Origin of the sequence: Arthrobacter globiformis, assembly GCF_030817195.1 — a bacterium.
Lineage (GTDB): Bacteria > Actinomycetota > Actinomycetes > Actinomycetales > Micrococcaceae > Arthrobacter > Arthrobacter globiformis_D.
Genome location: NZ_JAUSYZ010000001.1, coordinates 382,097 through 406,826 on the forward strand (window position 1 = coordinate 382,097; position 24,730 = coordinate 406,826).

The 24,730-nt window shown below is 63.1% G+C and carries 24 protein-coding genes and 1 pseudogene; 9 read left to right on the forward strand and 16 right to left on the reverse strand.

All coding sequences use genetic code 11. From position 1 onward, the window contains the following. The first annotated feature begins 43 nt into the window (after positions 1 to 43). The 3 genes from QF036_RS01810 to QF036_RS01820 all read left to right on the forward strand — a co-directional run bounded on the left by QF036_RS01810 (position 44) and on the right by QF036_RS01820 (position 2,083). Positions 44 to 835, forward strand: a complete 792-nt coding sequence (locus QF036_RS01810) for a DeoR/GlpR family DNA-binding transcription regulator (RefSeq protein ID WP_307098676.1) — start codon at positions 44 to 46, stop codon at positions 833 to 835. A 62-nt stretch (positions 836 to 897) separates the two neighbouring features. Beyond that, positions 898 to 1,248 (forward strand): DUF3846 domain-containing protein, encoded by a 351-nt coding sequence (locus QF036_RS01815; RefSeq protein ID WP_307098678.1) that lies wholly within the window; start codon positions 898 to 900, stop codon positions 1,246 to 1,248. Positions 1,249 to 1,351: 103 nt separating this feature from the next. Further along, positions 1,352 to 2,083: a GAF and ANTAR domain-containing protein gene (locus QF036_RS01820; RefSeq protein WP_307098680.1), complete on the forward strand. Its 732-nt coding sequence runs from the start codon at positions 1,352 to 1,354 to the stop codon at positions 2,081 to 2,083. Positions 2,084 to 2,107: 24 nt separating this feature from the next. On the opposite strand, the gene QF036_RS01825 is transcribed toward QF036_RS01820, so the two are convergent. Both QF036_RS01825 and QF036_RS01830 read right to left on the reverse strand, forming a co-directional pair. Further along, a complete protein-coding gene (locus QF036_RS01825; RefSeq protein WP_307098683.1) occupies positions 2,108 to 4,267 on the reverse strand; it encodes a transglycosylase domain-containing protein in 2,160 nt (719 codons plus the stop codon). 122 nt (positions 4,268 to 4,389) lie between these two features. Then, entirely contained in the window at positions 4,390 to 5,100 is a 711-nt protein-coding gene (locus QF036_RS01830; protein WP_307098686.1) for a hypothetical protein, read from the reverse strand. Positions 5,101 to 5,296: 196 nt separating this feature from the next. Between QF036_RS01830 and QF036_RS01835 the strand changes: the two genes are divergently transcribed. After that, on the forward strand, positions 5,297 to 6,133 hold the full coding sequence (locus QF036_RS01835; RefSeq protein WP_307098688.1) for a PRC and DUF2382 domain-containing protein: 837 nt from the start codon (positions 5,297 to 5,299) through the stop codon (positions 6,131 to 6,133). Between the two features lie 86 nt (positions 6,134 to 6,219). Here the strand turns inward: QF036_RS01835 and QF036_RS01840 are convergent, their stop codons facing one another. The 14 genes and pseudogenes from QF036_RS01840 to QF036_RS01900 all read right to left on the reverse strand — a co-directional run bounded on the left by QF036_RS01840 (position 6,220) and on the right by QF036_RS01900 (position 20,182). Then, positions 6,220 to 6,933 (reverse strand): hypothetical protein, encoded by a 714-nt coding sequence (locus QF036_RS01840; protein WP_307098690.1) that lies wholly within the window; start codon positions 6,931 to 6,933, stop codon positions 6,220 to 6,222. A gap of 120 nt (positions 6,934 to 7,053) precedes the next feature. Next, entirely contained in the window at positions 7,054 to 7,647 is a 594-nt protein-coding gene (locus QF036_RS01845; protein ID WP_307098692.1) for a histidine phosphatase family protein, read from the reverse strand. Between the two features lie 53 nt (positions 7,648 to 7,700). Continuing rightward, positions 7,701 to 8,726 (reverse strand): 6-phosphofructokinase, encoded by a 1,026-nt coding sequence (locus QF036_RS01850; protein WP_307098693.1) that lies wholly within the window; start codon positions 8,724 to 8,726, stop codon positions 7,701 to 7,703. Between the two features lie 7 nt (positions 8,727 to 8,733). Beyond that, entirely contained in the window at positions 8,734 to 10,239 is a 1,506-nt protein-coding gene (locus tag QF036_RS01855; protein ID WP_307098695.1) for a glyceraldehyde-3-phosphate dehydrogenase, read from the reverse strand. A 155-nt stretch (positions 10,240 to 10,394) separates the two neighbouring features. Beyond that, a complete protein-coding gene (locus tag QF036_RS01860) occupies positions 10,395 to 11,054 on the reverse strand; it encodes a DUF5134 domain-containing protein (RefSeq protein WP_307098697.1) in 660 nt (219 codons plus the stop codon). 131 nt (positions 11,055 to 11,185) lie between these two features. Then, positions 11,186 to 13,126 (reverse strand): primary-amine oxidase, encoded by a 1,941-nt coding sequence (locus QF036_RS01865; protein WP_307098699.1) that lies wholly within the window; start codon positions 13,124 to 13,126, stop codon positions 11,186 to 11,188. Positions 13,127 to 13,240: 114 nt separating this feature from the next. Further along, on the reverse strand, positions 13,241 to 13,858 hold the full coding sequence (locus QF036_RS01870; RefSeq protein ID WP_307098701.1) for a heme-dependent oxidative N-demethylase family protein: 618 nt from the start codon (positions 13,856 to 13,858) through the stop codon (positions 13,241 to 13,243). Between the two features lie 100 nt (positions 13,859 to 13,958). Beyond that, positions 13,959 to 14,285 (reverse strand): annotated as a pseudogene (locus tag QF036_RS25190) (hypothetical protein); the annotation flags it as partial. Beyond that, positions 14,237 to 15,214, reverse strand: coding sequence for a PDR/VanB family oxidoreductase (locus QF036_RS01875; RefSeq protein WP_307098702.1), 978 nt, complete (start codon positions 15,212 to 15,214; stop codon positions 14,237 to 14,239). The pseudogene QF036_RS25190 and the gene QF036_RS01875, both read right to left, overlap by 49 nt. After that, complete coding sequence (locus QF036_RS01880) at positions 15,211 to 15,696, reverse strand: dimethylamine monooxygenase subunit DmmA family protein (RefSeq protein WP_307098704.1); 486 nt, start codon at positions 15,694 to 15,696, stop codon at positions 15,211 to 15,213. The genes QF036_RS01875 and QF036_RS01880 overlap by 4 nt, the downstream gene beginning before the upstream one ends. A gap of 10 nt (positions 15,697 to 15,706) precedes the next feature. Further along, positions 15,707 to 16,084, reverse strand: a complete 378-nt coding sequence (locus QF036_RS01885) for a cupin domain-containing protein (protein ID WP_307098706.1) — start codon at positions 16,082 to 16,084, stop codon at positions 15,707 to 15,709. A gap of 605 nt (positions 16,085 to 16,689) precedes the next feature. Then, complete coding sequence (locus QF036_RS01890; RefSeq protein WP_307098708.1) at positions 16,690 to 18,174, reverse strand: APC family permease; 1,485 nt, start codon at positions 18,172 to 18,174, stop codon at positions 16,690 to 16,692. Positions 18,175 to 18,744: 570 nt separating this feature from the next. After that, complete coding sequence (locus QF036_RS01895; RefSeq protein WP_307098710.1) at positions 18,745 to 19,467, reverse strand: cache domain-containing protein; 723 nt, start codon at positions 19,465 to 19,467, stop codon at positions 18,745 to 18,747. Next, positions 19,451 to 20,182 (reverse strand): FadR/GntR family transcriptional regulator, encoded by a 732-nt coding sequence (locus QF036_RS01900; protein WP_307098711.1) that lies wholly within the window; start codon positions 20,180 to 20,182, stop codon positions 19,451 to 19,453. Before QF036_RS01900 ends, QF036_RS01895 begins: the two co-directional genes overlap by 17 nt. A gap of 303 nt (positions 20,183 to 20,485) precedes the next feature. On the opposite strand from QF036_RS01900, the gene hxlB reads away from it, so the two are divergent. From hxlB to QF036_RS01925, 5 genes are all read left to right on the forward strand, one after another. Next, a complete protein-coding gene (gene hxlB / locus QF036_RS01905; RefSeq protein ID WP_307098713.1) occupies positions 20,486 to 21,085 on the forward strand; it encodes a 6-phospho-3-hexuloisomerase in 600 nt (199 codons plus the stop codon). A gap of 88 nt (positions 21,086 to 21,173) precedes the next feature. Next, positions 21,174 to 21,797: a 3-hexulose-6-phosphate synthase gene (gene hxlA, locus QF036_RS01910; RefSeq protein WP_307098715.1), complete on the forward strand. Its 624-nt coding sequence runs from the start codon at positions 21,174 to 21,176 to the stop codon at positions 21,795 to 21,797. A gap of 134 nt (positions 21,798 to 21,931) precedes the next feature. After that, positions 21,932 to 22,141: a hypothetical protein gene (locus QF036_RS01915; protein WP_307098717.1), complete on the forward strand. Its 210-nt coding sequence runs from the start codon at positions 21,932 to 21,934 to the stop codon at positions 22,139 to 22,141. 45 nt (positions 22,142 to 22,186) lie between these two features. After that, on the forward strand, positions 22,187 to 23,758 hold the full coding sequence (gene zwf, locus QF036_RS01920) for a glucose-6-phosphate dehydrogenase (protein WP_307098719.1): 1,572 nt from the start codon (positions 22,187 to 22,189) through the stop codon (positions 23,756 to 23,758). After that, positions 23,755 to 24,729: a glucose-6-phosphate dehydrogenase assembly protein OpcA gene (locus tag QF036_RS01925; protein WP_307098721.1), complete on the forward strand. Its 975-nt coding sequence runs from the start codon at positions 23,755 to 23,757 to the stop codon at positions 24,727 to 24,729. Before zwf ends, QF036_RS01925 begins: the two co-directional genes overlap by 4 nt. Position 24,730: the final 1 nt, after the last annotated feature.

Genomic DNA, 24,730 nt, shown 5'->3' on the forward strand with positions numbered 1-24,730 from the left:
CCGCCCGCCCCCTACGATGGTGACAGCAAAAGGAGAGCCACAGATGACCACCGCCAAAGCCAGGCGCGAAGAGATCTACCACCTCGCCGTCACCACAGGGCTGGCGTCTGTGGAGGAACTGTCGCGGCATTTCCGCGTGACCGCCTCCACCATCCGGCGGGACCTGGCCCACATGAACGAGGAGGGGAAGCTGACGCGGACGTACGGCGGGGCCGTGGCGCTGGGCGCGCACCCTGAACCGTCCCTGCGGCAGCGGACCGGCGAGGCGTACGAGCAGAAGCACGCCATCGCGGCCTGGGCTGCCGCGGAGGTGAAGGACGGCGAGAACATCCTGCTCGACGGCGGCTCCACCGTCGGTGCACTGGGGCACGCCCTGCGCGGGAGGGAAAACCTGTCCGTCACGACGCCGGGAATCAACACACTGCAGGAGCTCACTGACTCGCCGGGGATCCAGGTGGACTGCCTTGGCGGCCGGCTGCGCGGCGTGAGCCAGACGTTCGTTGGTCCCCTTGCCGAGGCGGCCCTGGAGCGCATGAGCTTCGACCGCGTGTTCCTGGGCGCCGACGCCGTCACCGCCGATGACGGGCTGTGCGAGGCGGACCACGCGCAGACCAGGCTCAAGGAACTCATGGCGCGGCGCGGCGATGCGGTCTATGTCCTTGCCGACTCCAGCAAGCTGGGGAAGCGTCCGTTCCACGCGTGGGCGAAACTCGCCCTGCCGTGGATCCTGGTAACGGACTCCGGGGCAGACCCGGGCCAGGTGGCGCTGTTCAGGGAAGCCGGCGTGCACGTACAACTGGTCCAAGTACAGGCCGGGCAGCAGGCTTCTGCGTAGGGGGAACACCGGCCCAACGGGAACAGCGGAGCGCGGGTCATTGTTATTAAAAGTGACCAAAGATGAACACTACACATACAGCCCTAATAGTCCCGCCCCGCCTGGGCGAACCCCTCCGCGTCGTACCCGTCGCCGGACCGGAAAGCCTGAAGGACTTGCTCGGAGGCGACTTCGAGTCCGTCGCCCGGGGCGACTGGCACCTTTATCTCAACGCCGAGGGGACATCGGCAAACCTGCCGGTGAACCTCCGCGCCGACCAACTCATGCACGACTGCGGCCTTGACCTTGCAGGGGCCGCCCGCGGCCCGGCCGTCATCGTCGGCCGCGACGCCAAAGGCAAGGACACCAGCATCCCGGAGCACCTGCTGCGCCTCGCCGCAGAACTCTTCGGGACGCCGCAGGCAGCAGCCTGAGGACGCGGTGAGGCTTTTTGGCGCGCCCCAGTCAGCCTGCGGTTGCCTTTTTCGGTCCACACCTGCCAGAACATATTGGCCGATTCGCGTTTAGCATTGTGGAATGACGGAAGCGAATGAAGTTACCGCTGTACTTCAGCTGCAGGACATCCTGATTGGCGCCGACAACGTTGACGGTTTCCTCGACGGTCTGGCTGGATTTGCTGCATCTACCCTCAGCGGCCTGGCCGGGACGGGCATTGAATGCGCGATCACCTTGAAGCGGCGCAGGCACACTGCCACCGTGGCCGGCAGCAGTCCGCGCGCAATAGAACTGGACCACATCGAGCAGCGCGTCGGGGACGGCCCCTGCATCCGGGCGCTTCGGACCATGGCTCCTGAGTTACTCAACGATGTCCATACGGATGACCGTTGGCCTGACTACCAGAAGCGGCTCGTCGAGAACGGCGTGTACAGCACACTGGGCGTTCCTTTGGACATCGGGGACGATGCCAGGGCGGCCCTGAATTTCTTCGGTCCCACACCCGGCCTTTTCACGCCTGAGCTCTTCGGTAAGGCGGTCGAGTTCGGCGACATCGCCAGCCGCACTCTGCACCTGTCAGTCCGGATCGGGGCCGCCCAGGCCCGTGCGCAGAACCTGGAGGCCGCCATGCAGAGCCGGACCGCTATCGACATCGCCTGCGGGGTGATCATGGCGCAGAACAGGTGCTCCCAGCAGGAAGCCATGGATATCCTCGCCAAGGTCTCGAGCAACCGGAATCAGAAACTGCGCGACGTGGCCGTGGAACTGGTGGGTAGGCTCTCGGGCTCAGGTGTGGAGACGCACTTCGAGTAGGTCTTTCAGCCCGGCGTAACGGCCCTATTTGCCGCCTTTCCCGATCATGGACGCCGGGGGCTTGGGGAACGGTTTCGCCGGATACATTTTGGCTACCTTGAGCATGTAGTTGGCCCACTGCGGTCCCGCGATCATGTAGCCGTCAATCCGATCGTAGTGCTTGCCGTTGATGGTGATGTTCCTGCCCGGCCGTTTCTGGCCGTTCAGGGCGTCCCCGAAGAAGGAGGCGGTGGTAAGGCCGCTGGTGTAGCCCAGTACCCAGGTGGCGCCGTTGCTGTTGTTGGTGCCGGTCTTGGCCGCCACGGGGACCTTGCTCTGGACTTTGGGGTTGATGTAGACCCCTGAACCCTTCTTGAGCACGTCCTGTAGTACCGAGTTCACGCCGCGGGCAATGTTCGGCTCCACGGCAGTCCGGCACGCCGGCTTCTGGCTGGCCAGTGCCCGTCCGTTGAAGTCGGCCACGCGCTGGATGGCGATCGGCGCGCAGTAGCGGCCATCGGCGGCGAAGGTGCCGAAGGCGGTGGCCAGGTTGAGCGGTGACACGGCGGTGCCGCCGAGCACGTTGCCCAGCTGGTGCATGTTGATGCCGGACCCGTCCAGCCCGCTGTGCAGGCCCAGGGTGTCCACCATCTTTTGGATGCCGCAGATGTCCAGCTGCGCGACCTCGGCAAAGGTGGCCGTGTTGATGGAGTTATATAGCCCATAGTTGGCGGGCATCCTGCGATAGTAACCCGCCGACGCGTTCTGCAGATCGTCCGCAGCTTCAAGGCCGGCGGCGCGCTGCTTGCTGCTGTAACCGCCAACCACCTTGGCGCACGAATCCCGCCAGCGGAAACCCAGTGGGTACTCCCGCCGTGAGGCGTCCACCTCCTCGGTGATCTTGCGTCCCTGGTGCAGCCACTCGGCGAATGTGAACGGCTTCATGGTGGACCCCGGCTGGAACCCGCCTGCACCGTTGAGGTCATTTCCGTTGGCGTCCTTGGCGTCCACATTGAAGTTCAGCTGGGTATCGAACTTGCCTGGTTGGGGGAGGAACACCGTGTTCTGGGCCATTGCCAGGATCTTGCCTGTTCCCGGCTGGATCGTCAGCAGGGAAGCTCCCCACTTGCCGGGGTTGGCGCCGGCGGTGGAGTTTACCTGGGCCTGGGCCGCCGCCTGAAGCCGGCTGTCCAGCGTTGTGGTGATCGTTAGCCCGCCGCGGAACAGCTTCTGCTCCCGGGCTTCCGCATCAGCCCCGTAAGCCCGGTTGTTGAGGATCAGATGGGATACGTAGTCGCAGAAATAGGGGGCGATGGTGGCTGCGGCGCAGCCTTGCTTCGAGCTACGGATTTTCAAGCCCACGCCGGCGGCGGCGGCAATGTCATGCTGTTTCTTGGTGATCTTGTCTTGCGCCAGCATGGCGTCCAGGACCAGGTTGCGCCGCTTAAGCGAGTTCTCCGGGTTGGTCACGGGGTCGTAGAGGCTGGGGCTGTTGACGAGCCCTGCCAGCATTGCGGCTTGGGGGAGGCTGAGCTTGCTGGCCGGAACGCTGTAGAAGTGCTGCGCGGCAGCCTCGATGCCATAGGCGCCGCGATTGAAGAACACGATGTTGAGGTAGCCCTCGAGGATCTGGTCCTTAGTAAATTTCTTCTCCAGCTCGATGGCGAGCTTCATTTCCCGGACTTTGTCGCCAATGGTCTTCTCCCCGCTGAGGACCACCTCATCCTCGCGACCGGAGGTTACTTTGGCTTCGTTGGCCACGTTGGTGACGTACTGCTGGGTTAGTGTCGACGCACCTTGCCGGTCCCCGCCGGAGACGTTGCTCACCAGCGCCCTGAGGACGCCCACCGGGTCGACGCCGCTGTGCTCATAGAACCGGCTGTCCTCGATCGCTACCACGGCGTCCTTGATGTACGGCGACATCTGCTTCAGTGGAACCCGGACCCGGTTTTCCTCGTAGAACGAGGCGATCAGCTTTCCGTCCGAGGTCAGGATCCTTGTGGTTTGCGCCGGGGGCCGCACCGCCAGGTCGGACGGGAGCCCGTTATAGAAGTTGAGCGAGCCGCTCATCGCGGCGCCGGCAGCGGCAATCTGCGGAACGAAGTAGCCAGCAACCAAGGCGCCACAGACGCAACTAAGCACCACGAACCCGAGCAGCCTTGCGAAGGCCGATTGCGATCGCGATGCCAAGCTTTTGCGTACCATCACTGCGGTTCACACCCCAAAAAAAGCGTGTCTTCAGAATACGCTTCAGGGAGCGGCCGATCCAGACGACGGCGGCCCCGTTTTTAGACGGCGGCCCCGCTTTTAAGCGGGGATCAGCCCGCTCACAGGGGACGACCTCCGCCGTCGGTATATGGGTCATCAATATTGCGGAGTGCTCCTGCCGTCGAACCAGTGGGAAGCGATTGCACGGAAACAGGTCCTGTCCCCGAGATGCTCGGCTCGCCAAAGGCAGGTTCACCAAGGCTGAACCGGTCATAGAAGGGCTCGCCTGCGCCTGTCGTAACGGTGCCCTCCGTTGTGTCAGGCCTGGGGGACTGCAAGGAAGTGGAGCCTGTTACGGTTCCGGGTTTGGGGGCGCCGGCCGGCAAGCTGCGTCCCAGTCGTCCGGCCAGGAGGCCTGCGCCAGCCGCTAGGAGGAGAAATGTGCCGGGACGCTGGCGGGCGAAGGACTTGACTTCGCCCAGGAGTGAGCCCGGGTCGCGGTTGTCCAGCCAGGACGCGACCGATTCGGAGCGGTCGGCGACCTGCCGGATCAAGTCCGATGCCACACCCTGCTGGTTCGGCGCGTCAGCCATGGTCCGCAGCTGTGAGGAGATGGTTCGGATGCCTTCTGCGGCTTGGGCCTGCTGGAAGCCGGCCTGGTCAGTGAGGTCGGACTTTGCCTGGTGCAACAGATCCTTGGCACTGTTCTTGGCCTCGTCGGCGACGTTCTTTGCCTCGGTCATGGCCGTCTGCGCCACGTTCTGGGCAGAGCCGGCAACCTGGCCGGCCACGTTCGCGGACATTCCAGTGCCGTGTGCGTTCTCGGTCATCGTTGCTCTCTTTCCTTGAGGAGAACCAGCGGTGCTGGATCCGGCGGGTAACATCGATCCCCAAGATAGTAAGCACGCTTGCTATTTCCTCCGCAAGACCAAAGGTCGTGACTCTAAGCATGCTTATTGTATTCGGGTGCAGCGTCCTGCAGGGAGGCGTTGTTTACTCAAAGCATCTGAGATCCAAGGAGACGCCATGCTCACCAAGGAAAACATCGATGACCTGCTGCAGCGCAAGGGAAACGTCCTTTCTGCAGACGGGGACAAGATCGGGTCTGTGGGCCAGGTCTACGCAGACGACGCCGATGGCCAGCCGACCTGGGTCACGGTCAATACCGGTCTGTTCGGCACGACCGAATCTTTTGTCCCGCTGCAAGGCGCCCGTCTTGAAGGCGACGACGTCGTGGTTCCCTACACCAAGGACCAGGTGAAAGACGCGCCCAGGGTGGAAACGGACGGCCACCTCGAACCCTCGGAAGAGGACCGGCTCTTCGGTCACTACGGTCTCGACGCAAACCAGCATTACACGGAAACAGGAACCCGCGGAGACGCGGGCTATGCCAATACAGGCAACGCCGCGTACAGCGACAGCCGGACCGGAACGGCCGACGCCGCCGGAACGGTTGGACGCGACACATCAGGTCCCAGTCCCACCACTGATGACGCGATGACCCGGTCCGAGGAGCGGCTCAACGTCGGCACGGAAAGGCAGGCCGCCGGACGGGCCAGGCTTCGCAAGTACGTCACCACGGAGAACGTCACCAAGACTGTCCCGGTGCAGCGCGAAGAGGTCCGGATCGAGCGAGAGCCCATCACAGACGCGGAGCGGGATGCGGCCTTGTCCGGCCCGGACATCAGCGAAGAGGAACACGAGGTGACCCTCCACGAGGAGCGTCCCGTGATCGAGAAGGAAACCGTTCCGGTCGAGCGGGTCCGCCTGGATAAGGACACGGTGACCGACGAAGTGACCGTCGATGAAGAAGTCCGGAAGGAACGCATCGAAACCGACGGCGTCGACGACGTGCGGCGCTAGCAGGTTCGTGACAGCCAGGGCCGGCAACCGGCCCTGGCTGTCACGCTCCGATGTTCGTTTCGGGGGATCCTGGATCCTGTAACCGCTTACGGCAGGTCGATATGGGTGAGTTCTGAGCGTCTGCCGTTTGCTTCCTCGGTCAGGACCAGGGAGCTCACCTCAGGGCAGTAATACTTGTGCTCCCGCGAGTTGAACTCCAGCGGCGTCCAGTCGTCCACTTTGACGCAGTCCGTGTAGGTGCCCATTTTCGTGGTGACGGTCTGGCCGGTGGCGATGGTGTCCCGCATGTCCTCGGCATGGCCCAGGTAGTACTCCTGCCGGTAGGTGTCGCCCACGCGCTGTTCGGCCTTCATCCAGATTCCGGCCTTTGCACCGTCCTGGCCGTGGATAAAGCTGCCTGAATGATCCTGCAGTTTGCCGTCCTTGAAGTTATTGACGTCCTCGCCGAAGTACCAGACATCGCCGTTCTTGTGCTGGGCAAGGTAGTCCCTGGTCTCCTCGACCAGCTGCCCGTTCTTGAATTCCTTGTCCAGGTAGATGACCGTTTCGACGCCCTCGATGACCCGCGTCTCCTTCAGGATCTCGATTTCGATCCTGTCGCCGCCCGCCTCATAGGTCATTTTCTTTCCGACGGGAAGCGCGAAGTACTTATTAGTTATCTTCGTCGTGAAATCAGCCGGGTGGATCTGCGGATTGTAGTCAGCAGCCCTGGTTCTCAAATTATTGAAGTAAAAAAACGCCGCCCCGCCAGCCACCAGCAACAGGACGATGATCCCCAATATTATGGTTCGTGCCTTCATGTCCCGTCCCACTCCTCGTTGAGTAGAAACCCTGATCCCGGCGCACCTCTTGCTTGCCCGGCCCCTAGGAAAAAGGTAGACCTGTCGAGCCCCCGGGGACAGAGGCAGCAGCGACATCCGTCAGCTGTGGGCGGCCTCCACTACCCGTTCGCCGTTGAAGTATTCGAGCTGCCAGCCGTCGACGGCGTGGTGGTGGGCTAGGTTGAGCACGGCATTGTCGATGCTCTGCAGGGTGCTGCCGATGGCACGGCTGAGGGTCAGGCGAAGGAGCGTTCCGTGCGCGACAACCAAAACGCGGCGGCCGCTGAACTCCTCGGCCAGTGCCTCCAAGGCGGCCAGGCCCCGGCAGGCAGCTTCGTCGTCGCTCTCGGCGCCACGGAAACCGCCGGGGATGCGCAATGCCTCCAGTTCCGGGCCGGCCTGCAGGCCCTCGGCGGATCCGAAGCTGCGCTCCGTAAGCTCCGGCACGTGCCGTGCCACTGTGAGCCCCAGGCCGGCGGCGATCAGTTCGGCGGTTTCAGCAGCGCGGCTCAACGGCGAGGATACGATCGTGTCCCACGCCTGCCCGGACAGCACGCCGACGGCCTCACGCGCCTGGCCGCGGCCGACGTCGTTCAGCGGAATATCGCTGGATCCCTGCAGCCGACGCTGCGCGTTCCAGTCTGTCTGGCCATGGCGGATGAGGGCGAAAGTCGTGAGCGTCATGCCTTCCATTGTGCCCGACAGCGTTAGGCCTTTTCGGCGCGGAGCCGCAAAACTGAGGCGCGTCAGCCGAACAGCACCGCAGCTTCATCGTAGCGCTTCTGCGGAACCGTCTTCAGCCGGCCCAGAGCGTCCTGGAAGCCCACATGTTCAATGTCCGTTCCCCTCTGGGCCACCATGGTGCCCCAGAGGCCCTCCACCACCAAATGGATGGCAGCCATGCCCAGCCGGGTGGCAAGAACGCGGTCAAAGGCTGACGGGACGCCCCCGCGCTGGATATGGCCCAGGATGGTGGCGCGGGTTTCAATGCCGGTCCGGGCTTCCAGTTCCGGTGCCAGCTGGTCAGCGATGCCGCCCAGGCGCGGACGGCCGAAGGTGTCCAGGCCGCGCTCGGAGTGCGGGCTCTCCATGTGCTCCGGCATAAAGCCTTCGGCCACGACCACGAGCGGTGCCCGCCCGCGGGCGTGGGCTTCCTTCACCCACTGGGCGATCTGCTCGATGCTGACCTTCTGTTCCGGGATGAGGATGGCGTGGGCGCCTGCAGCCATGCCGGAGTGCAGCGCGATCCAGCCGACGTGCCGGCCCATCACTTCGGCGATCATGCACCGGCGATGGGACTCGCCGGTGGTCCGCAGCCTGTCGATGGCTTCAGTGGCGATCTGGACCGCGGTGTCGAATCCAAAGGTGTAATCGGTGGCGTCAAGGTCATTGTCCACGGTCTTGGGAACACCCACGATCTTCAGCCCTGCATCCGTCAGGCGCTTGGCGGCCGCGAGTGTTCCTTCACCGCCGATCGCGATGATGGCGTCGATGCCCAGCCGGTCCATGTGGGCCTTGATGATGTCGGGGCCGCCGCCGTTCGCAAACGGGTTGGTCCGGGACGTGCCCAGGATGGTGCCGCCCTGCTTGGCGATACCCCGGACCATGGTTCGGGGGAGCTCGATGGTGTCGCCCTCCACCACGCCGCGCCAGCCGTCGCGGAATCCGACGAACTCGTGGCCGTGGATGGCAATGCCCTTGAGGACGGCGCCGCGGATAACCGCATTCAGTCCGGGGCAGTCGCCACCGCTGGTGAGGATTCCAATTTTCATGGTCGGCTCAAATCGTGGGGGAGGCCGATTCCACGGCGGCAAGCACCGACATGGCCTCCTCAACGACATCCGCTGCGGGGAATGATGGCCTGTTCACGCCGGCCATTTCTTCCATGACGCGGACCACCTGGCAGCTGTAGCCGAACTCGTTGTCGTACCAGACATAGAGCACAAGGTTCTTGTCGTTGGCGATGGTGGCGAGGCCGTCAACGATGCCGGCGTGGCGGGAACCGACGAAGTCGGTGGAGACCACCTCGGGGGAGTCAATGTAGTCGATCTGTTGGCGCAGGTCCGAGTGCAGCGCCATCTCACGGAGGTAGTTGTTGACCTCATCCTTGGTGGTGCCGCGTTCCAGGTTCAGGTTGAGGATGGCCATGGACACGTCCGGGGTAGGGACCCGGATGGAGCTGCCGGTGAGCTTGCCCTGCAGCTCCGGGAGCGCCTTGGCGACGGCCTTGGCGGCGCCCGTCTCGGTGATCACCATGTTCAGGGCGGCGGAGCGTCCGCGGCGGTCGCCCTTGTGGAAGTTGTCGATCAGGTTCTGGTCGTTCGTGAACGAGTGGACGGTCTCCACGTGGCCGTGGATCACGCCGTACTTGTCGTTCAGGGCCTGCAGGACCGGGGTGATGGCGTTGGTGGTGCAGGAGGCGGCCGTGACGATCCGGTCCGCGTCCGTGATGTCACGGTGGTTGATGCCGTGCACGATGTTCTTCAAGTCGCCCTTGCCCGGCGCGGTCAGGAGGACCCGGGCCACACCCTTGCTCAGAAGGTGCTGGCCGAGTCCCTCGGCGTCGCGCCAGCGGCTGGTGTTGTCCACCACGAGGGCATTGTTGATGCCGTAGGCGGTGTAGTCGATGGTGGCCGGGTTGTCCGAGTAGATGACCTGGATACGAACACCGTTGGCCGTGATGGTGTTGGCGTCAGTGTCCACGCGGATGGTTCCTTCGAAGGAGCCGTGGACGGAGTCGCGGCGCAGCAGGCTGGCGCGCTTGGCCAGGTCGTTGTCGGAGCCGCGCCGAACCACGATGGCGCGCAGACGCAGGCCGTGGCCGCCGCCCGCCTTTTCGATGAGCAGGCGGGCCACCAAGCGGCCGATGCGGCCGAAGCCGTAAAGTACGACGTCGGTGCTGGCGCGGCTGTCCGCGCCGCGCTTGCCCACTACCTCAGCCAGTTCGGCGCGGAGGAATTCCTCCAAACTCCGGTGGCCACCGTCGGACTTGAACTTCTGGTTCAAGCGGGCGATATCGATGGCAGCGGCACCCAGCTCCAGCTGCGCCAGCGTGTTCAGCAGTGGCGCCGTCTCCTCAAGGGGCAATTCATCCTTGCTGATCCGGCGCGCGAAGCGGTGCGCCTTCAGGATGCTCATTGTGGACTTATTGACCAGGGACCGGCCATGGATGCTGATCACCACGTTGTTTTCACGGTACAGCCGGCCGATCACCGGAATCATAGCCTCGGCGAGGGCCTCCCGGCCTATCCACGCATCAAGACAAGAATCTGAGGTATGTAGCATCGGACTGCCTTTCCAAAAGGGTGTGGTCTGGTTTAGCTCTAGCTCCTGAGGTGGTCCAGAGAGGGGCTTGACATCCATCGTCCTGCCATTTTCGGGCAGGGGAAACGCTAATTCGGGATGGTTTTAGCGATCCTTTTGGGTAGGTGTCCGGGGTGTTATGCGGTCATGGTGGCGAACATGAGGGCCATGGTGGTGGCGCCGAGGGCTTCGAGGGCGTGTTCGGTGCGGGTGGGGCGTGGGGTGGTGTTGTGGTGGTGGGTGGTTGTGGTCCGGCGGGCGAGGAGGGTGAGGAAGGTCAGGGCTGCGGTTGCGAAGAGCAGTGTCAGCAGGATGCCGGGTGGGTGGTCCAGTGGTGTTGCCGCTGTTGCGGTGGGGTGGGGTGTGGTGGTCATGGTGTGGTGGGCGGCGGGCATGGACGTATGGTCTGCCGGGGCGGTGCCGTGAGCGGTGGCGGGGCCGGTGGCGGGGTGGGTCATCATGGCGATCATGAGGGCTGCGGCGGCCATGGTGAGGGCGTGGTAGGCGCATTTGAGGCGGCCCTGGGTGCCGGCGCAGAGGAGTTTGAATTCGGGCCGGGCGACGGCCTGGATGATGAACCACAGGGCCGCGGCGGCGAGGAGGCCGATCTGGGCGAGTGTGGTGGAGGGTGCGAGGTTCCAGAGCATGGCGGCCATCAGGGCGTTCATGAGGGCGTGGAGGGTGTTGTTGACCCGGTCGGTGAGGTGGTGTGACCGTGCGGCCTGCCAGAGGTGGTAGCTTCCGCCGGCGAGCAGGACGGCGGTGAGGGTCCAGGTAAGTGCGGGGATGTTGAACACGCGGATCACGCTTTCACTGGGGGTCGGGTCAGGAAAAGGGTCGGTCCCCGATGCTGCCCGCGGGCAGCATCGGGGACCGGTTGTTCGGTGCTGGTCTTTCTCCAGCTCTACTTCATGGAGGGCCTGGCTGGTTAGTGTCCGTTTCCGGTGCTGCAGTGGCCGCTGTTGGTGGTGCGGGTTTCGGTGGGGAGGTTCAGGGTGGGGTTTTGGTTGAAGAAGCCGTGGGGTTCGAGCATGAAGCCGATGTTCTGGCGGGGCATCACGGGCCAGTCTTCGAGGCGGACGACGTGGTGCATGCCGAAGGTGTACCAGACCACGAGGTCCTGATCGACGATGTTCCGGTCTTTCTGGGTCCAGATGTGCAGGCCGTCCTCGGCGCCGGTGGACTGGTTGGGGTACTCGCCGGCGGCGAAGCGTTCGGTCCGGTCGTAGGCGGTGACCCAGAGGTTGTTCCGGGCGAACTGGGCGCGTTTGGAGACGTAGGACTCGTCCCCGGCGGCGAGCTGGATGCCGTTGGTGGGGATCAGCCGGTAGGCGACGGGTTCGTCCACGATGTTCTTCTTCTCGTGGTTGGCGATCTTCCAGAACCGGTGCTTGGCGCCGTCGGTCTTGCGGATCGCGGCCTGTTCGGTTTCCAGGAGCCGGTCCACTGCCTTGAACGCGGTGTGGGTGGGGTTGTGTTCCGGGTATTCCATGTCGACCTCGTAGACGGAGTTGTTCGGGCCGTCGAGTTCGAAGTCCATCCGGACGTTGAACATGTGCTGGTGGATGGGGGCGTAGAGCCCGTCGTTGTTCAGGGACTGGCCGTACGGGCTCTTCTCCCCGGGCTGCTGGCCGGCGGTGGAGAGGATGCCGGTGGCCTTGACCAGGAACTCGATGCTGCCATCGAGGTAGAGGTGCCAGTAGAACGCGTACTCGTAGTTCGCGACCGTGGCGATGAAGGAGATCACGAGCTTGCGGCTGCGGCGGGTCTCGGCGGTGCCCTCACGGAAGTCGAAGTGCTTCCACAGGATCGAGTCGTCTTCCTCGTGCATGCAGATCGCGTTCTCGATCGTCCACGGGTTGCCGTGGCTGTCCACGCTGTGGCCGTCGAAGTACTGGATCTCGCCCAGGCAGTCACAGCCCAGGGTCAGGGAGTTGGCCATGTTGCCGATGTTGTACTCACCGGAATCGAACGCGTTCTTCTTCGCCTGCACCGGGGCGGTGTCACCGTACGGGACGACCATTTCAGAGAGCGAGGCACGGTTGATCACCGGGCGCTCCACGCCCTGGTCACGGAACTTCAGCTGGTGCAGGACCAGGCCCTCCCGCGGGGTGAACCCGACCCGGAAGGACCAGTCGGCCCACCGCACATGGTTGCCGGTGACCTGGAAGGACGCGCCTTCGGGCTGGGTGATCTCAATCGGCTTCAAATCCGTGCGGGCCGGGCCGACGTACTTGGGCAGGTAGTTGCCCCGCGCGGCCGGGACCGGGATCGCCTGGTCATCCTCGAGCCTGACGACCTCACCGGAGGACAGGTCATAGAACACGATGAAGTTCTCGATCGGGTGCGCGTACGGGCTGTCGTCGGGTTCGTCCCGGACGAAGACCAGGGCACGCATCAGGCGCCGGCCCTCGGCGTCCTCACCGAAATACCCCACCGACCACGGCTCGAAGCAAACCAGGTCCAGGTCCGTCAGGCCCCGCTTGGCCAGCGCCTCGATGACCTTCGGATCCTTCCGGCACGCCTCCTCACACTCGGCGAACTCATCAAGCATGAACGGCGGCTGGACATTGGCAGCCAGCTGCGTCCACCGATCAACGGTGCCCGAATCAAGATTCACGACCGCCTCGAACGAACGCGCCGCCGCCCGGTCCACCAGGACCGCGTCCGCCTCACGCGCCACCGGCACACCGTTGCGCAGGTCTTCCTTGGCCGGCTCACGCAACTCAACGCTGATAAAACGGAACGACTCCGCCGCCGCCGGCCCCTCCTTCAGGACCGCCACCGCACGGGAAATCTCCTCCCGCGACAACGGATCCAACGGATGCGCCACCCCAACAACAGTCGAGGTCTCAGTATCGATAGTCATGCTTATCTCCTTCATAGATCCTGGTTCAGGATGAGGTTGCTTACGTGGTGTTGCTTTTGGATTGCTTCCAGATGACTGCAGTCAATAGCTGTGGTTTGGGATCGAGGCGAGGTTTTAGCCGGCCAGGAGCCAGTCGGACGCAGCCTTGCGGTAGCGGATGATGCCCTTGTACTCGGCCATGTCGTCCGGGAGTTCGGCCAGGACGTGGCCGAACTTTTCACGCCAAGTGGGAACCTTGGCGATGTCCCTGAGGGGCAGGAGGTAGCTCCGGATCAGGAACAGCAGGACCCCGGTGTGGGGGAGTCGGATCAGGTGCTGGACTTCCACGCGAAGGTGCAGCTTGTCCGGCATATCAGGGTCGGTGGCGATGGTTCCCCGGTCCGGCCCCCATTCAGGGTAGGTTTCGGTGGAGGTGTCCAGCCGGTTGCCGACAGTCATGGTCCAGTTGGTGCGGCGGAACTGTTCGCCTGGCTGCAGTCGCATGAGGAATTGTTCGGCACGGCTGATGATGTTTTCTTCCTTGACCCGCGGGACGGGGCCGTGGATTTCGAGGAAGCTCATCCCGACGTCGAAATTGAAGGACCAGTCCGCGGCGAAGGTGACCAGGCCGGCGTCGAGCCACATCGTGTTGTCCCGAATATCGAGGAGAACGATGTCGTCCTGGATCTGAGTGCCAAGGAACCTCATGGGGCCCATGGGCAGCGAGCCGTCGTCGCCCACGGTGAACTGCACGTCGAGGTCCTGAAGCTTGTTCTGCCAGCGACAGGCATTCCCCTCGCGGTGGAAAAGACATGATGTCCGGGTATTCCGCGGCCATGGCGGGAAGCAGGGTGGCGATCGTGTCCCAGACGGCGGGCCGCATGTGGGGCAGGACGGCCATGCGTGAGGAATCGCGAGCCAGGATCGCCTCGCGGTCGGCCAGTTCCTTAAGGTAGAACTCGTCGATGTCGATGAGCCCGGCTCCCCAGGCCCCGGCGTCTGTCGGCACGTTTTTGTTGGCCGGTTCGACGTTGGCGCTGTAGCGGTACTGGTCACCGATAAACGGGAAGGGAAAGCGCCTGATGCGTTCCGGGAGGGTGGCGGTGTCAGTGTCTTTGTCGAGAGTGATGCTCAAAGGTCCAACTCCAATTCTGGGTCTTCGCTGCGTGAAACACAGCACATCATTGTGGTGTTCTCGGCCTTTTCCTGGTCGGTCAGGTAGAGGTCCCGGTGCTGCGGGGTTCCCCGGAGGACCGGTAGGACACATTCGCCGCAGATGCCTTTGCGGCACATGTTGGGGATGGTTTTCCCTGCCTTTTCGAGCGTTGCCAGAAGGGACACGCCGGACGGCACGTCCAGCTTGAGGCCGCTGCGGACCAGGTTGACCGTGAACGGCTCGCCGTCGTCCAGCTCGGCCGCACCGAAGGCTTCCGAGTGCAGCCTCGCCGGTGGCCATCCCAGCTCCCGTGCCTGATCCAGAACCGCATCCATGAAGGCAACCGGGCCGCAGACGTAGAGGTGCGTTCCCAGGCTCTGGGCCATGAGCTGTTCGGCGAGGACCTTCTGGAAACTGTTGCGATCGCTGCATTCGGTCAGGGCAGGTCCCAGCAGGGCCCGGGCTTCCTCGACGTGGGCTCCGGCCCCGGGCCGGTACACGTAGATCAGGGACGATGTCGTGCCCCGGTCCGCGGCCGCACGGGCGTGCGAGAGGACCGGTGTGATGCCGATGCCGGCGGCGATCAGCAGGTGGTGCGTGGCCGTTGAGGCCGGGGCGAAAGCACTGCGGGGCCGGGAAACGTACACGCGGTCGCCTACGCCGAGTTGGTGCATTGCTACCGATCCGCCGGCCCCGTCCTCGACCCGGAGGACGGAGATGGTGTATTCGGTCGGGCCGTTGCCCGAGCCGGTGAGCGAATACGCGTTGACGCCGCTGCCGTACTGGACCACCAAGTGGCTGCCCGGGACATAGGACGGAAGGCGTGCCCCGGACGGATCAGCCAGCGTGATGCTGACAATCGATTCCGTCTGGAGACTGACGTTGGTCACCTCCAGCTGGAGGCCACCTTCCACCGCCGGGTGGGCAGTGATCGGGAGCGCCGTGATAGTCATGATGCCTCCTCGGCGTGGGCCGAGTACCCTAGGTACGCGCCCATTCGGCGGGAAAAATGATCTGTGGTGGCCAGGCTGGTGGCACATCCCCGGCACTGCACCTCGGAGCCGGCTGGCCGAACGGTTGTGGTGGTCGCATGGCAATGCGGGCAGTAAATTACTCGGGGAGCGGTCTCGTCACTGAGAAGGGTGAGCTCCTCCTGTTGCAGTCCGCATTCCGCGGCGGCGGCCGCGGCTGCGCGGATGTCCGCCGGTGGGCCGGCGAGTACGAGTCGAACTCCAACGTGCGAACGTCCGAGTACGGACCTCAGCTCCGAGAGGGCTTCGGGATTTGCAGCTTTGAAACGGAGATCATGCCTGGGCTGGACACCGGTGTGTTGACCCGCGGTGTCACCTGTGGTGCCAAAGGACGCACAGATGACACCGCGGAAACCAGGTTCCAGGCCTGTGCCTGCTGCCGGCGGCATGGACGCGGAACGCATGGTCGGGTCCTTACGGTGCGAAGGAGCGGTGGCCGGTGAAGAACCCCAGGCCGTACTCGGGGGTCTCAAACTTGACCGTGGTGCCCTTGGGGAAGAACAGCACGTCGCGCTCCTTCGCGTGCGTGACTTCTCCTGTGGCCTCGTCGGTGAGGATGAACTCGCCGGCTACGACGACCTTCATTTCGTCGTAGGTGTATGTGTACACCAGGGGTTCGGAAGCCTTCAGCTCGAAGAAGCCGGCGCTCATGACCGACCCGGTGGGGTTGTGGAGGGAGTCGCCGATTGCGGCGACCGTGCCGGGCTCGTTCATCGGCGGCAGGCCAACGTAGCCGCCTTCGACCTTGTGGATGGATCCGGCCTTGCTCAAAGTTCCTACGAGGGTTTCCATGGGTCTCTCCTATGTGAATGGTGTCGTAAGTGGTTTAGTCAGAACTGTTCGTCTTGTCAGAACTGTTCGTCTTCGGGTGCATATGAAACTGCGCGGAAGGTCATCTCAGCCCCGGCGGGCTCCGGGAGGGGGACCTTCAAACCCGGCACTCTCTGCTTTTAGAGGGGCCAGCCGGGCTCTTCTCCGAGGCCTGCTGGTGTGATGCCGATCACGCTTTTTCGTCCCACAAGCAAACCTACTCCTCCTAATTCATCTAGTCCAGACTTTTTTTAGAATATTCACGCAACAAGACCTTTTCGTCTCCGGGTGCGTAACGTTTGCCCTGGTCCCTCGCGGGTGCATCTCCGGAAGTTTGCTTGGTTTGGCGCCAATAATCGTGTGCAGCCTCTATAGCCGCCGCGTGCCTCCCGTTGTCGCGCACTGGGGCCAAAAAGGTCGATGTGAGGGTATTTCGCCATGGGAGGGTTGGTGGAACTGCAAGCGTTCCGGACGAACGACAGGAAGGCAGGACCGTGTTTGAACGGTCCTGCCTTCCTGTCTTTATGGGGTCAAATCACTGCGGGATGAACTGGCCGGCGCCGGGGCAGCCGCAACTGCCGGTCGCGTCACCTGGGATCTGGAACCCTTTCCATGTCGGGGGCATCCTGATCTGAGGAGCGATCAGTTGCTGCTTTCTGGTTGGAGCGGCGCGATTCATGCTGGGAATAGAACCAAATGGGGATATAGAGCGCCAGTACGATGAAGCCGACCCACGTCGGGGTCCAGCCGATCTCCAGGCTGTTCAGGTAGACCACGCCGACCAGGCACAGGGGCAGATTGAACAGGCCGAAGATCATGGCGACGTTTTTCCAGCCCTTGGGTGCCTTGAAGGGCCTTTCCAGACCAGCAAAGGCCGGATGCTTTCTGGCTCTCACGTAGGCGAACAGGCTGATGCCGTTGGCGCAGGTGTAACCGATCGCCGATGCCGCGACAATCGCGGCGGGGTTTCCCATCGAAATCAGTACCAGGTTGAAGGCTCCGATGACCAGCATGGCAACAGCCGGAGTGCCGTGGCGGTTCGTTTTGCCGAGGGCCCGGGGGAGGTTGCCTTCGGTTGCCATGGAGTGCATTGCGCGGGACGAGCCCAGGTAGGCCGTTTGGATGATCAGTATCATGGCCGCAATCAGCATGATGATGGTGATCATGGAGCCGGCTTGGCCAAAGACTGCCTGGGCGACCGGAATCAAGGGCGATACAGGTTCGTCCAGTATGCCGTCAACACCGAGCACACCGATCACTGCGGCTTGCACCAGCACGAACGAGAAGAAGCAAATGATGCCGCAGGCAAACAGCGCCTTGGAGACATCTTTGGCCGGGTTTTTGTATTCCGGGCCGTAGATGGCCGCCGTTTCCCAGGCGCAGGCACTCCACTGCGCGATCGCAAAGATGCCCAAGAGAATGAGGATATGGTGCATGTCCCAAGACCAGTCGGTCGGCAGCCAGCTGCCGGTGATGTTGGCCAGTTCAATGTGCCCGGTAGCAAAAGGTGCCACTGTGAGGACAACCAGCGGTATCAGAGAAAATGCCGCCAGGATGTAACCCAGTTTGGCACCATCCTTGAGCCCGAACCAGTTGACGACGAACAATCCGCCGAAAATCACCACCCCGGAAATCAACGAGAGCTGGTACTCGGTAAACGTTTCGCCCAGCACCGGAAAAAGCCCATGCAGGTAACCGCCCACCAGGATGGAAAAAATCGCCAGTACGGGGGTCCAGGCGAACCAGTAGCTCCAGGCACTGAAGCCGCCGATCAACTTGCTCTTGTCGTACTTTCCCTTGTAGTTTTCGGTACGAAAAATATGCTGCGCGAAACCCGGCAGGCCAGAGGCCTTGGGAAAGGTCGTAGCCATCTCAGCGTACGCAGCGTTCTGAAAGAAGCCTTGAACGACCGACAGTCCCCAGATAAGAATCGCTGCGGCGGACAGGTACATCGGAAGGTAGCCCAAGGAGGGCAGAATCAGCAGGGGTACGCCCATCGCAATGGCCAGACCCTGCTTCCAGTCGATAGACCTCTCCAGGTCATCGCCCCCATCCAAACGATTTTCACTCATAACAATCTCCCTTGAACAACTAAGCGTTGTCAGATTTTTGTCTACGTCCTGTGTCAGATCGCAGGACGGATGAGGAAGCACTCCCCGAATTCGACACCATCGTCCCGGTTCCGCCGCTAGTTCAGGTCTGGCTCATCGATGAACCTGCCTGAAAGCGAACCCGCTATCGGTGATTGCCTCTCCAGCCCCGGTGGCTCGGCCATGAGCGCCGGATCTTCGAGCTGAAGGCCTCCGAGCCTGCGGTGTGCAAGACACGCCCCGGGCTCTCCTGTGAAACAGATCACTTTGAAGATTACTCCTTAAAGCTGCAATGCAATAGCTTTTAATCCGGACAATCTTCTGCTTCCCTGATGCCCTTGTCAGGACTTGATTCCGGTCAGCGCGCCAACCGTGCCAGTGGAAATGGAGGCGTTAAAGGTCGCGCAGCGCTGGATGGCCGACCCCATCAAAGGCTGCTTCCTTTACAAGACCAGAGCGCGCAAGCAGGGCCCCAAAGCTGCACCAGCAAAGGTTTTACGCCGCAAGCGTCGGGGTTGGCTGGACCGCCGTCCCCCAGGACCGGCCGCTAGTTCACGAGGTCTGACGCGTCGATGTGTAGATCAATGAGAGCCCCAAGTGCGGAACATCCAGAGCCATTCGGTGCTGCCCCGGAGATCCGGCTTTGATCCGCTCGCCAACCAGGTACATCCCTGAGTTGCCGAGAATGACGCGGTTACTGGCGTTGACGAGGGCGGCATCGCCGGGGATGACGCGCAAGTGGGGCATGATGAGGGGTTCCAGGTCCTTGAGCCGAATGTCGCATCCTGCAACCCCCGTGAAGGTTCCGTGGACGGAAAACGGTGCAGTGAACGTCAGGATGTACTCCTCGAAGCCGAGATAGTCTATGTACGGGCCCCAAACAGTCTGTTCACCTGTGGAAGCGGCGGTCGAGAAAAACGGCAGCTTCTCGTAGTCGTAGTACCGGTTACTGCCCGGAGTCCGGTCAAAATCCAGCCTTCCGACGGAACCGGATTCCTTGCGGGACCACCAGTCCAAGGCCCGGCCGCCCTCTTCAACGGATTCATGGGCGAAGAACGTCCCGGCGCCTACGGCAAAAGTGTTCTTCGCCAGGAACTCCCGTGAAAGTTTGTCCAGGCCGGCCAAGGCAGCTTTATCGACCTTGGGCTTGCCGACGAGATTTCGTTCAAGCAACGAGGCAACGTTTCTGGAAAGTTCCTCGATCTCCGCGGAGACACCGTTGGTCCACGAAGTGAGGGCATTGGCAGCATGTACGACTTCAGCGTCGGGCTTCATTGGGTTCCTGAATTGATTGGCTGTAACCGAGGGTCAGTTTCGTGTCTATGAGGTGAAAAATATTCCGCCTGATGTGCTCAAGTGCCAGTTTCTGCGCCCTCTCGGGTTGGTCCTGGGCCACTGCCCGGACCAACTCCAAGTGTTCAGCGGTTGCCGTTTCTGGGTCAAGTGGTACGCCGAGGGGGGCCCACAACTGTTGAACCGACTCTTCCTGAAGCCTGATTTCGGCGTTGGCCAGCCTCGGTGATTGCGCCGATACTGCTAACTCGATGTGGAAGCGGCTGTCAGCAGATGCACGGACCTCGGGGGTCCGGGCCAGAACCAATGCCCGCGCAAGTTCTTGGAGACGCTCGAAGTCATGTGCTTCCGCGCGTTCACATGCCAGGCGGACGGTGGTGGCGGCAATAGCCGAATGTTCGTCTCCGATGTCGCGTATTTCAGAAATAGACGTCGAAAGAAACCAATCGCGTATGGCGTCGGTCTGGCTCTGAGGCTGCTTGACGACAAAGGATCCCCCGCTCCGGCCTCTGCGAGTCTCAACGATGCCCCGCTCGCGCAGTTCCCCCAAAGCTTCGCGAAGGGTGGCGCCGCCGACGCCGAACATCTCCGAGAGTGCCGCTTCAGGGGGCAAGCGTTCACCAACCTTAAGCAGACCGAGCGAGATGGCCGTGGAAATTCTGTCGACAATCGCATCGGCCCGCTCGATTTCGGGCAATGACCGATATATCTGCGACTCGAAGGGGGTCGGCGAGGCCAAAAGTCTGCGCTCCGAAGATGGGCTACGGGTTGGGCTAATACTACAGTCCGGGAGTACTTAAAGGACTTGGATCTGCACTAGAGCCTTTGGTGTCGCTCCCATTAGTGAGCGCCCATCCCGACTCCTGACCAATCCTTAAGGATAGTAAAAACCGTCAGAAAACAGTGTTACCCCTGTCCGTTTGCTTCGGAATCATGGATATCAACCAGAAAGCATCCACTCGGCTGCTACAGGCCGATGGCCGAATCGAAGGGAAAAACCGTGAATCCGACAGCAACCGCGACGACTGCGGTGTACAGCACCACAGATGACATTGTCCGCAACCTGTCCCTCGTAAGGGACGAGATCGCGGCTACGGCGGCCAAAATCGACGAGCAGCAGGTGGCCAGCCTGGCACGCCACATCAGCCTGACGGGCCGCGTGTTCGTCGCCGGAGCGGGCCGAAGCGGCCTCGTCCTGCGCATGGCCGCCATGAGGCTGATGCACCTGGGCCTGAACGTCCACGTCGCCGGCGATACCACCACACCTGCCATCAGCTCCGGCGACCTGCTCCTCGTCGCCTCCGGATCGGGAACGACCTCGGGAGTGGTCAAGGCAGCGGAAACAGCAGCGAAGGCCGGCGCCCGGATTGCCGCTTTCACCACCAACCCGGATTCGCCGCTCGCCGGACTCGCCGACGCAGTGGTGGTCATTCCGGCCGCCCAGAAGACCGACCACGGCTCCAGCGTTTCCCGCCAGTACGCCGGGTCGCTCTTCGAACAGGTACTTTTCGTTGCCACCGAGGCCATCTTCCAGTCGCTCTGGGACAACGACGCCCAGCCGGCGGAGGAGCTGTGGCTGCGCCACGCCAACCTCGAGTAACCGCCAACCCCGGGTAACCGAGGCCTTCAGTTCCTCACCCAACGTTTTCCACACCCAATTGCAGTTCTCTACAGAAAGAAACAACATCATGAAGCTCCAAGTTGCCATCGACCTTCTGACCACTGAAGCCGCTCTCGAACTGGCCGGCAAGGTTGCCGAGTACGTCGACATCATCGAACTGGGCACGCCGCTGATCAAGGCCGAAGGCCTTTCCGTCATCACCGCCGTGAAGGATGCCCACCCGGACAAGATCGTTTTCGCTGACCTGAAGACGATGGACGCCGGTGAGCTCGAAGCCGACATCGCCTTCAAGGCCGGCGCTGACCTGGTCACCGTGCTCGGTGCCGCTGACGATTCCACCATCGCCGGTGCGGTCAAGGCAGCCCAGGCCCACAACAAGGGCGTCGTCGTGGACCTCATCGGCATCGAGGACAAGGTCACCCGGGCCAAGGAAGTCCGCGCGCTGGGTGCGAAATTCGTAGAGATGCACGCCGGCCTGGACGAGCAGGCCAAGCCCGGTTTCGACCTGAACGGTCTGCTCCGCGCCGGTGCCGAAGCCCGCGTTCCGTTCTCCGTGGCAGGCGGCGTGAAGCTCGCCACCATCGCAGACGTCCAGAAGGCCGGCGCCGATGTCGCCGTCGCCGGCGGTGCCATCTACGGTGCAGCCGACCCCGCAGTGGCCGCGAAGGAACTCCGCGCAGCCATCGTCTAGGTCGCTAATTGTCGGTGGCGTCCCGCACCCTTACGGTGCGGGACGCCACCGACGGAGTTAAGACACACCACACCCCGAGGATGAGGGGTTGGCATATTGGGGGACCCTAATCCCTGGGAAGGAAGCTGTTCATCATGTCTAGTCAGGCCGCCGAGTACGTGGAAGTCCTCGTTAATGACCCCGTTCGGCTTTACGAGTTGCTCGACGATGCAGAGGCTTTTCTCCGCCGGGCGCCCCAACAATTTGCCGGCATCCTGGTCACCCGCCATGATCCTGGCCGGTACACGCTCACGCTCAGCGACACCGTTCCCTTTGGGGAGACTCGCGAGCTAGTTCTCTCGTGACTGTCGGTCGACGGCGCAATGCCTGTCGAAAGTTAGAAGGCAACTATGTCTATTACTTACCCTGATTCGAATGTGAGGTCCGGGCAGAATCCGCTCCGGGATCCGCGCGACCGCCGGCTGTCCCGGGTGGCGGGACCATCGTCCTTGGTGCTCTTTGGCGTCACCGGCGACTTGGCACGCAAGAAACTTTTGCCCGCCGTGTATGACCTCGCAAGCCGGGGACTCCTGCCACCGAGCTTTGCATTGGTGGGCTTCGGCCGGCAGAACCGGACGAATGAGGATCTCACGGCCGCGATCAAGGAGTCGGCGAAAGCATACTCCCGGACGCCATTTTCGGAGGCGGTATGGGACCAGCTTTCCGAAGGCATTCGCTTCGTTCAGGGGGAGTTCGACGACGACGCCGCCTTTGGGCGGCTTTCCGCCACTCTGGCCGAACTGGACGAGCAGCGCGGTACACGGGGAAACCACGCGTTCTACCTCTCGATCCCGCCGAAGGCCTTTGAACTGGTCTGCCGGCAGCTCTCGAAGCACGGCCTGGCGCAGGCCGAGGGCGAGAAGTGGCGGCGCGTGGTCATCGAGAAGCCGTTCGGCCACGACCTCGAATCGGCCCGGCAGCTCAACGACATTGTCGAGTCGGTATTCCCGGCCGATTCCGTGTTCCGCATCGACCATTACCTGGGTAAGGAGACGGTCCAGAACATCCTGGCACTGCGCTTCGTCAACCAGCTCTTCGAGCCGTTGTGGAACGCCAATTACGTGGACCACGTGCAGATCACCATGGCCGAGGACATTGGCACCGGCGGCCGGGCAGGGTATTACGACGGCGTGGGCGCGGCCCGCGACGTGATCCAGAACCACCTGCTGCAGCTGCTCGCCCTGACCGCCATGGAAGAGCCGATCTCCTTCAACGCCAATGACCTGCGCGCCGAGAAGGAAAAGGTCCTCGCCGCCGTTCAGCTCCCGGAAGACCTCTCCACGCATTCGGCCCGCGGGCAATTCACCGGCGGCTGGCAGGGCGGCGAGCAGGTCCAGGGCTACCTGGAAGAGGACGGCATCCCGGCCGACTCGACCACCGAAACCTACGCCGCGATCCGGGTGGACATCAACACCCGGCGCTGGAACGGGGTGCCGTTCTACCTGCGCGCCGGTAAACGGCTCGGCCGCCGCGTCACTGAAATCGCGGTGGTGTTCAAGCGGGCACCGAACCTGCTGTTCGGTAACCAGAGGAACGGGAGCCACAGCGACGACGATTTCGGCCAGAACGCCGTGGTGATCCGGGTCCAGCCCGACGAGGGCGCCACGATCCGGTTCGGGTCCAAGGTCCCCGGCACCCAGATGGAAGTCCGGGACGTGACCATGGACTTCGGCTACGGGCACGCGTTCACTGAATCCAGCCCCGAAGCCTACGAGCGGCTGATCCTGGACGTGCTCCTCGGTGAGCCGCCGCTGTTCCCGCGCCACCGAGAGGTGGAACTGTCCTGGAAGATCCTGGACCCGTTCGAGGAGTACTGGGCATCCCTGCCCGACCAGCCCGAGCCATATGCGCCCGGTAGCTGGGGCCCGGCCTCGGCTGATGAGCTGCTAACCCGCGACGGACGCACCTGGAGAAGGCCATGATTGTAGATCTCCCCAACACCACCACCTCGAACGTTTCCAAAAGGATCCAGTCCCTGCGCGCGCAGGGTGGCGTGATCGCCCTTGGCCGGGTCCTGACCCTGGTGGTTATCACAAAGTCAGGGCTGGAGGAAGAAGCGATCGAGGCGGCCAATGAGGCCAGCCGTGAACACCCCTGCCGGATCATCGTGCTGGCTGCTGGCTCGCCGGAGGAACCCACCCGCCTGGACGCGCAGATCCGGGTCGGCGGGGACGCCGGCGCCTCGGAGGTCATCGTGCTGCGCGGCTTCGGTGAACTCGCCGAGGAAAGCGAGTCCCTCGTCGCCGCGTTGCTGCTGCCCGACGCCCCGATCGTGGCCTGGTGGCCGAACGGGGCGCCGGAGAACGCCAGCGAAACCTCGATAGGCCGGATCGCGCACCGCCGGATCACGGACTCGGCCAACGAGATTGACCCGCAACGGGCCCTGGAAAACATCCGGGACACCTACAGGGCGGGCGATACCGACTTCGCTTGGACCCGGCTGACCAACTGGCGGATTAAGCTCGCCGCGGTTCTGGACCAGGCCGGCTCCTCGCCCGTCACCGCCGTCGCGGTCGAAGGCGCCTCAGACTCGCCCAGCACCATCCTGCTCGGGGCGTGGCTCAGGCAGGCCCTGGAGGTGCCGGTCACCATCGTCCCGGGCCCCGTCGGCACTGGCATCCGGGGCGTCCAGCTGACCTTGACGTCCGGTGAGATCCGGCTGCTTCGGCCAGGACTCAGTGTCGCCGAGCTGACCCAACCCGGCCAGCCCGCACAACGGATCTCCCTGCCGCGGCGCAGCCTCCGCGACTGCCTCGCCGAAGAACTCCGCCGCCTCGACCCCGACGAAGTCTTCGGCGATACGGTTCGCAGTCTGGCTACTTCCAAGATGCATCAGGTAAGCCTCCATGAGCAGGGCATCCTGGACCTGGAGGCATTCGGGGTTCCGGCATGAG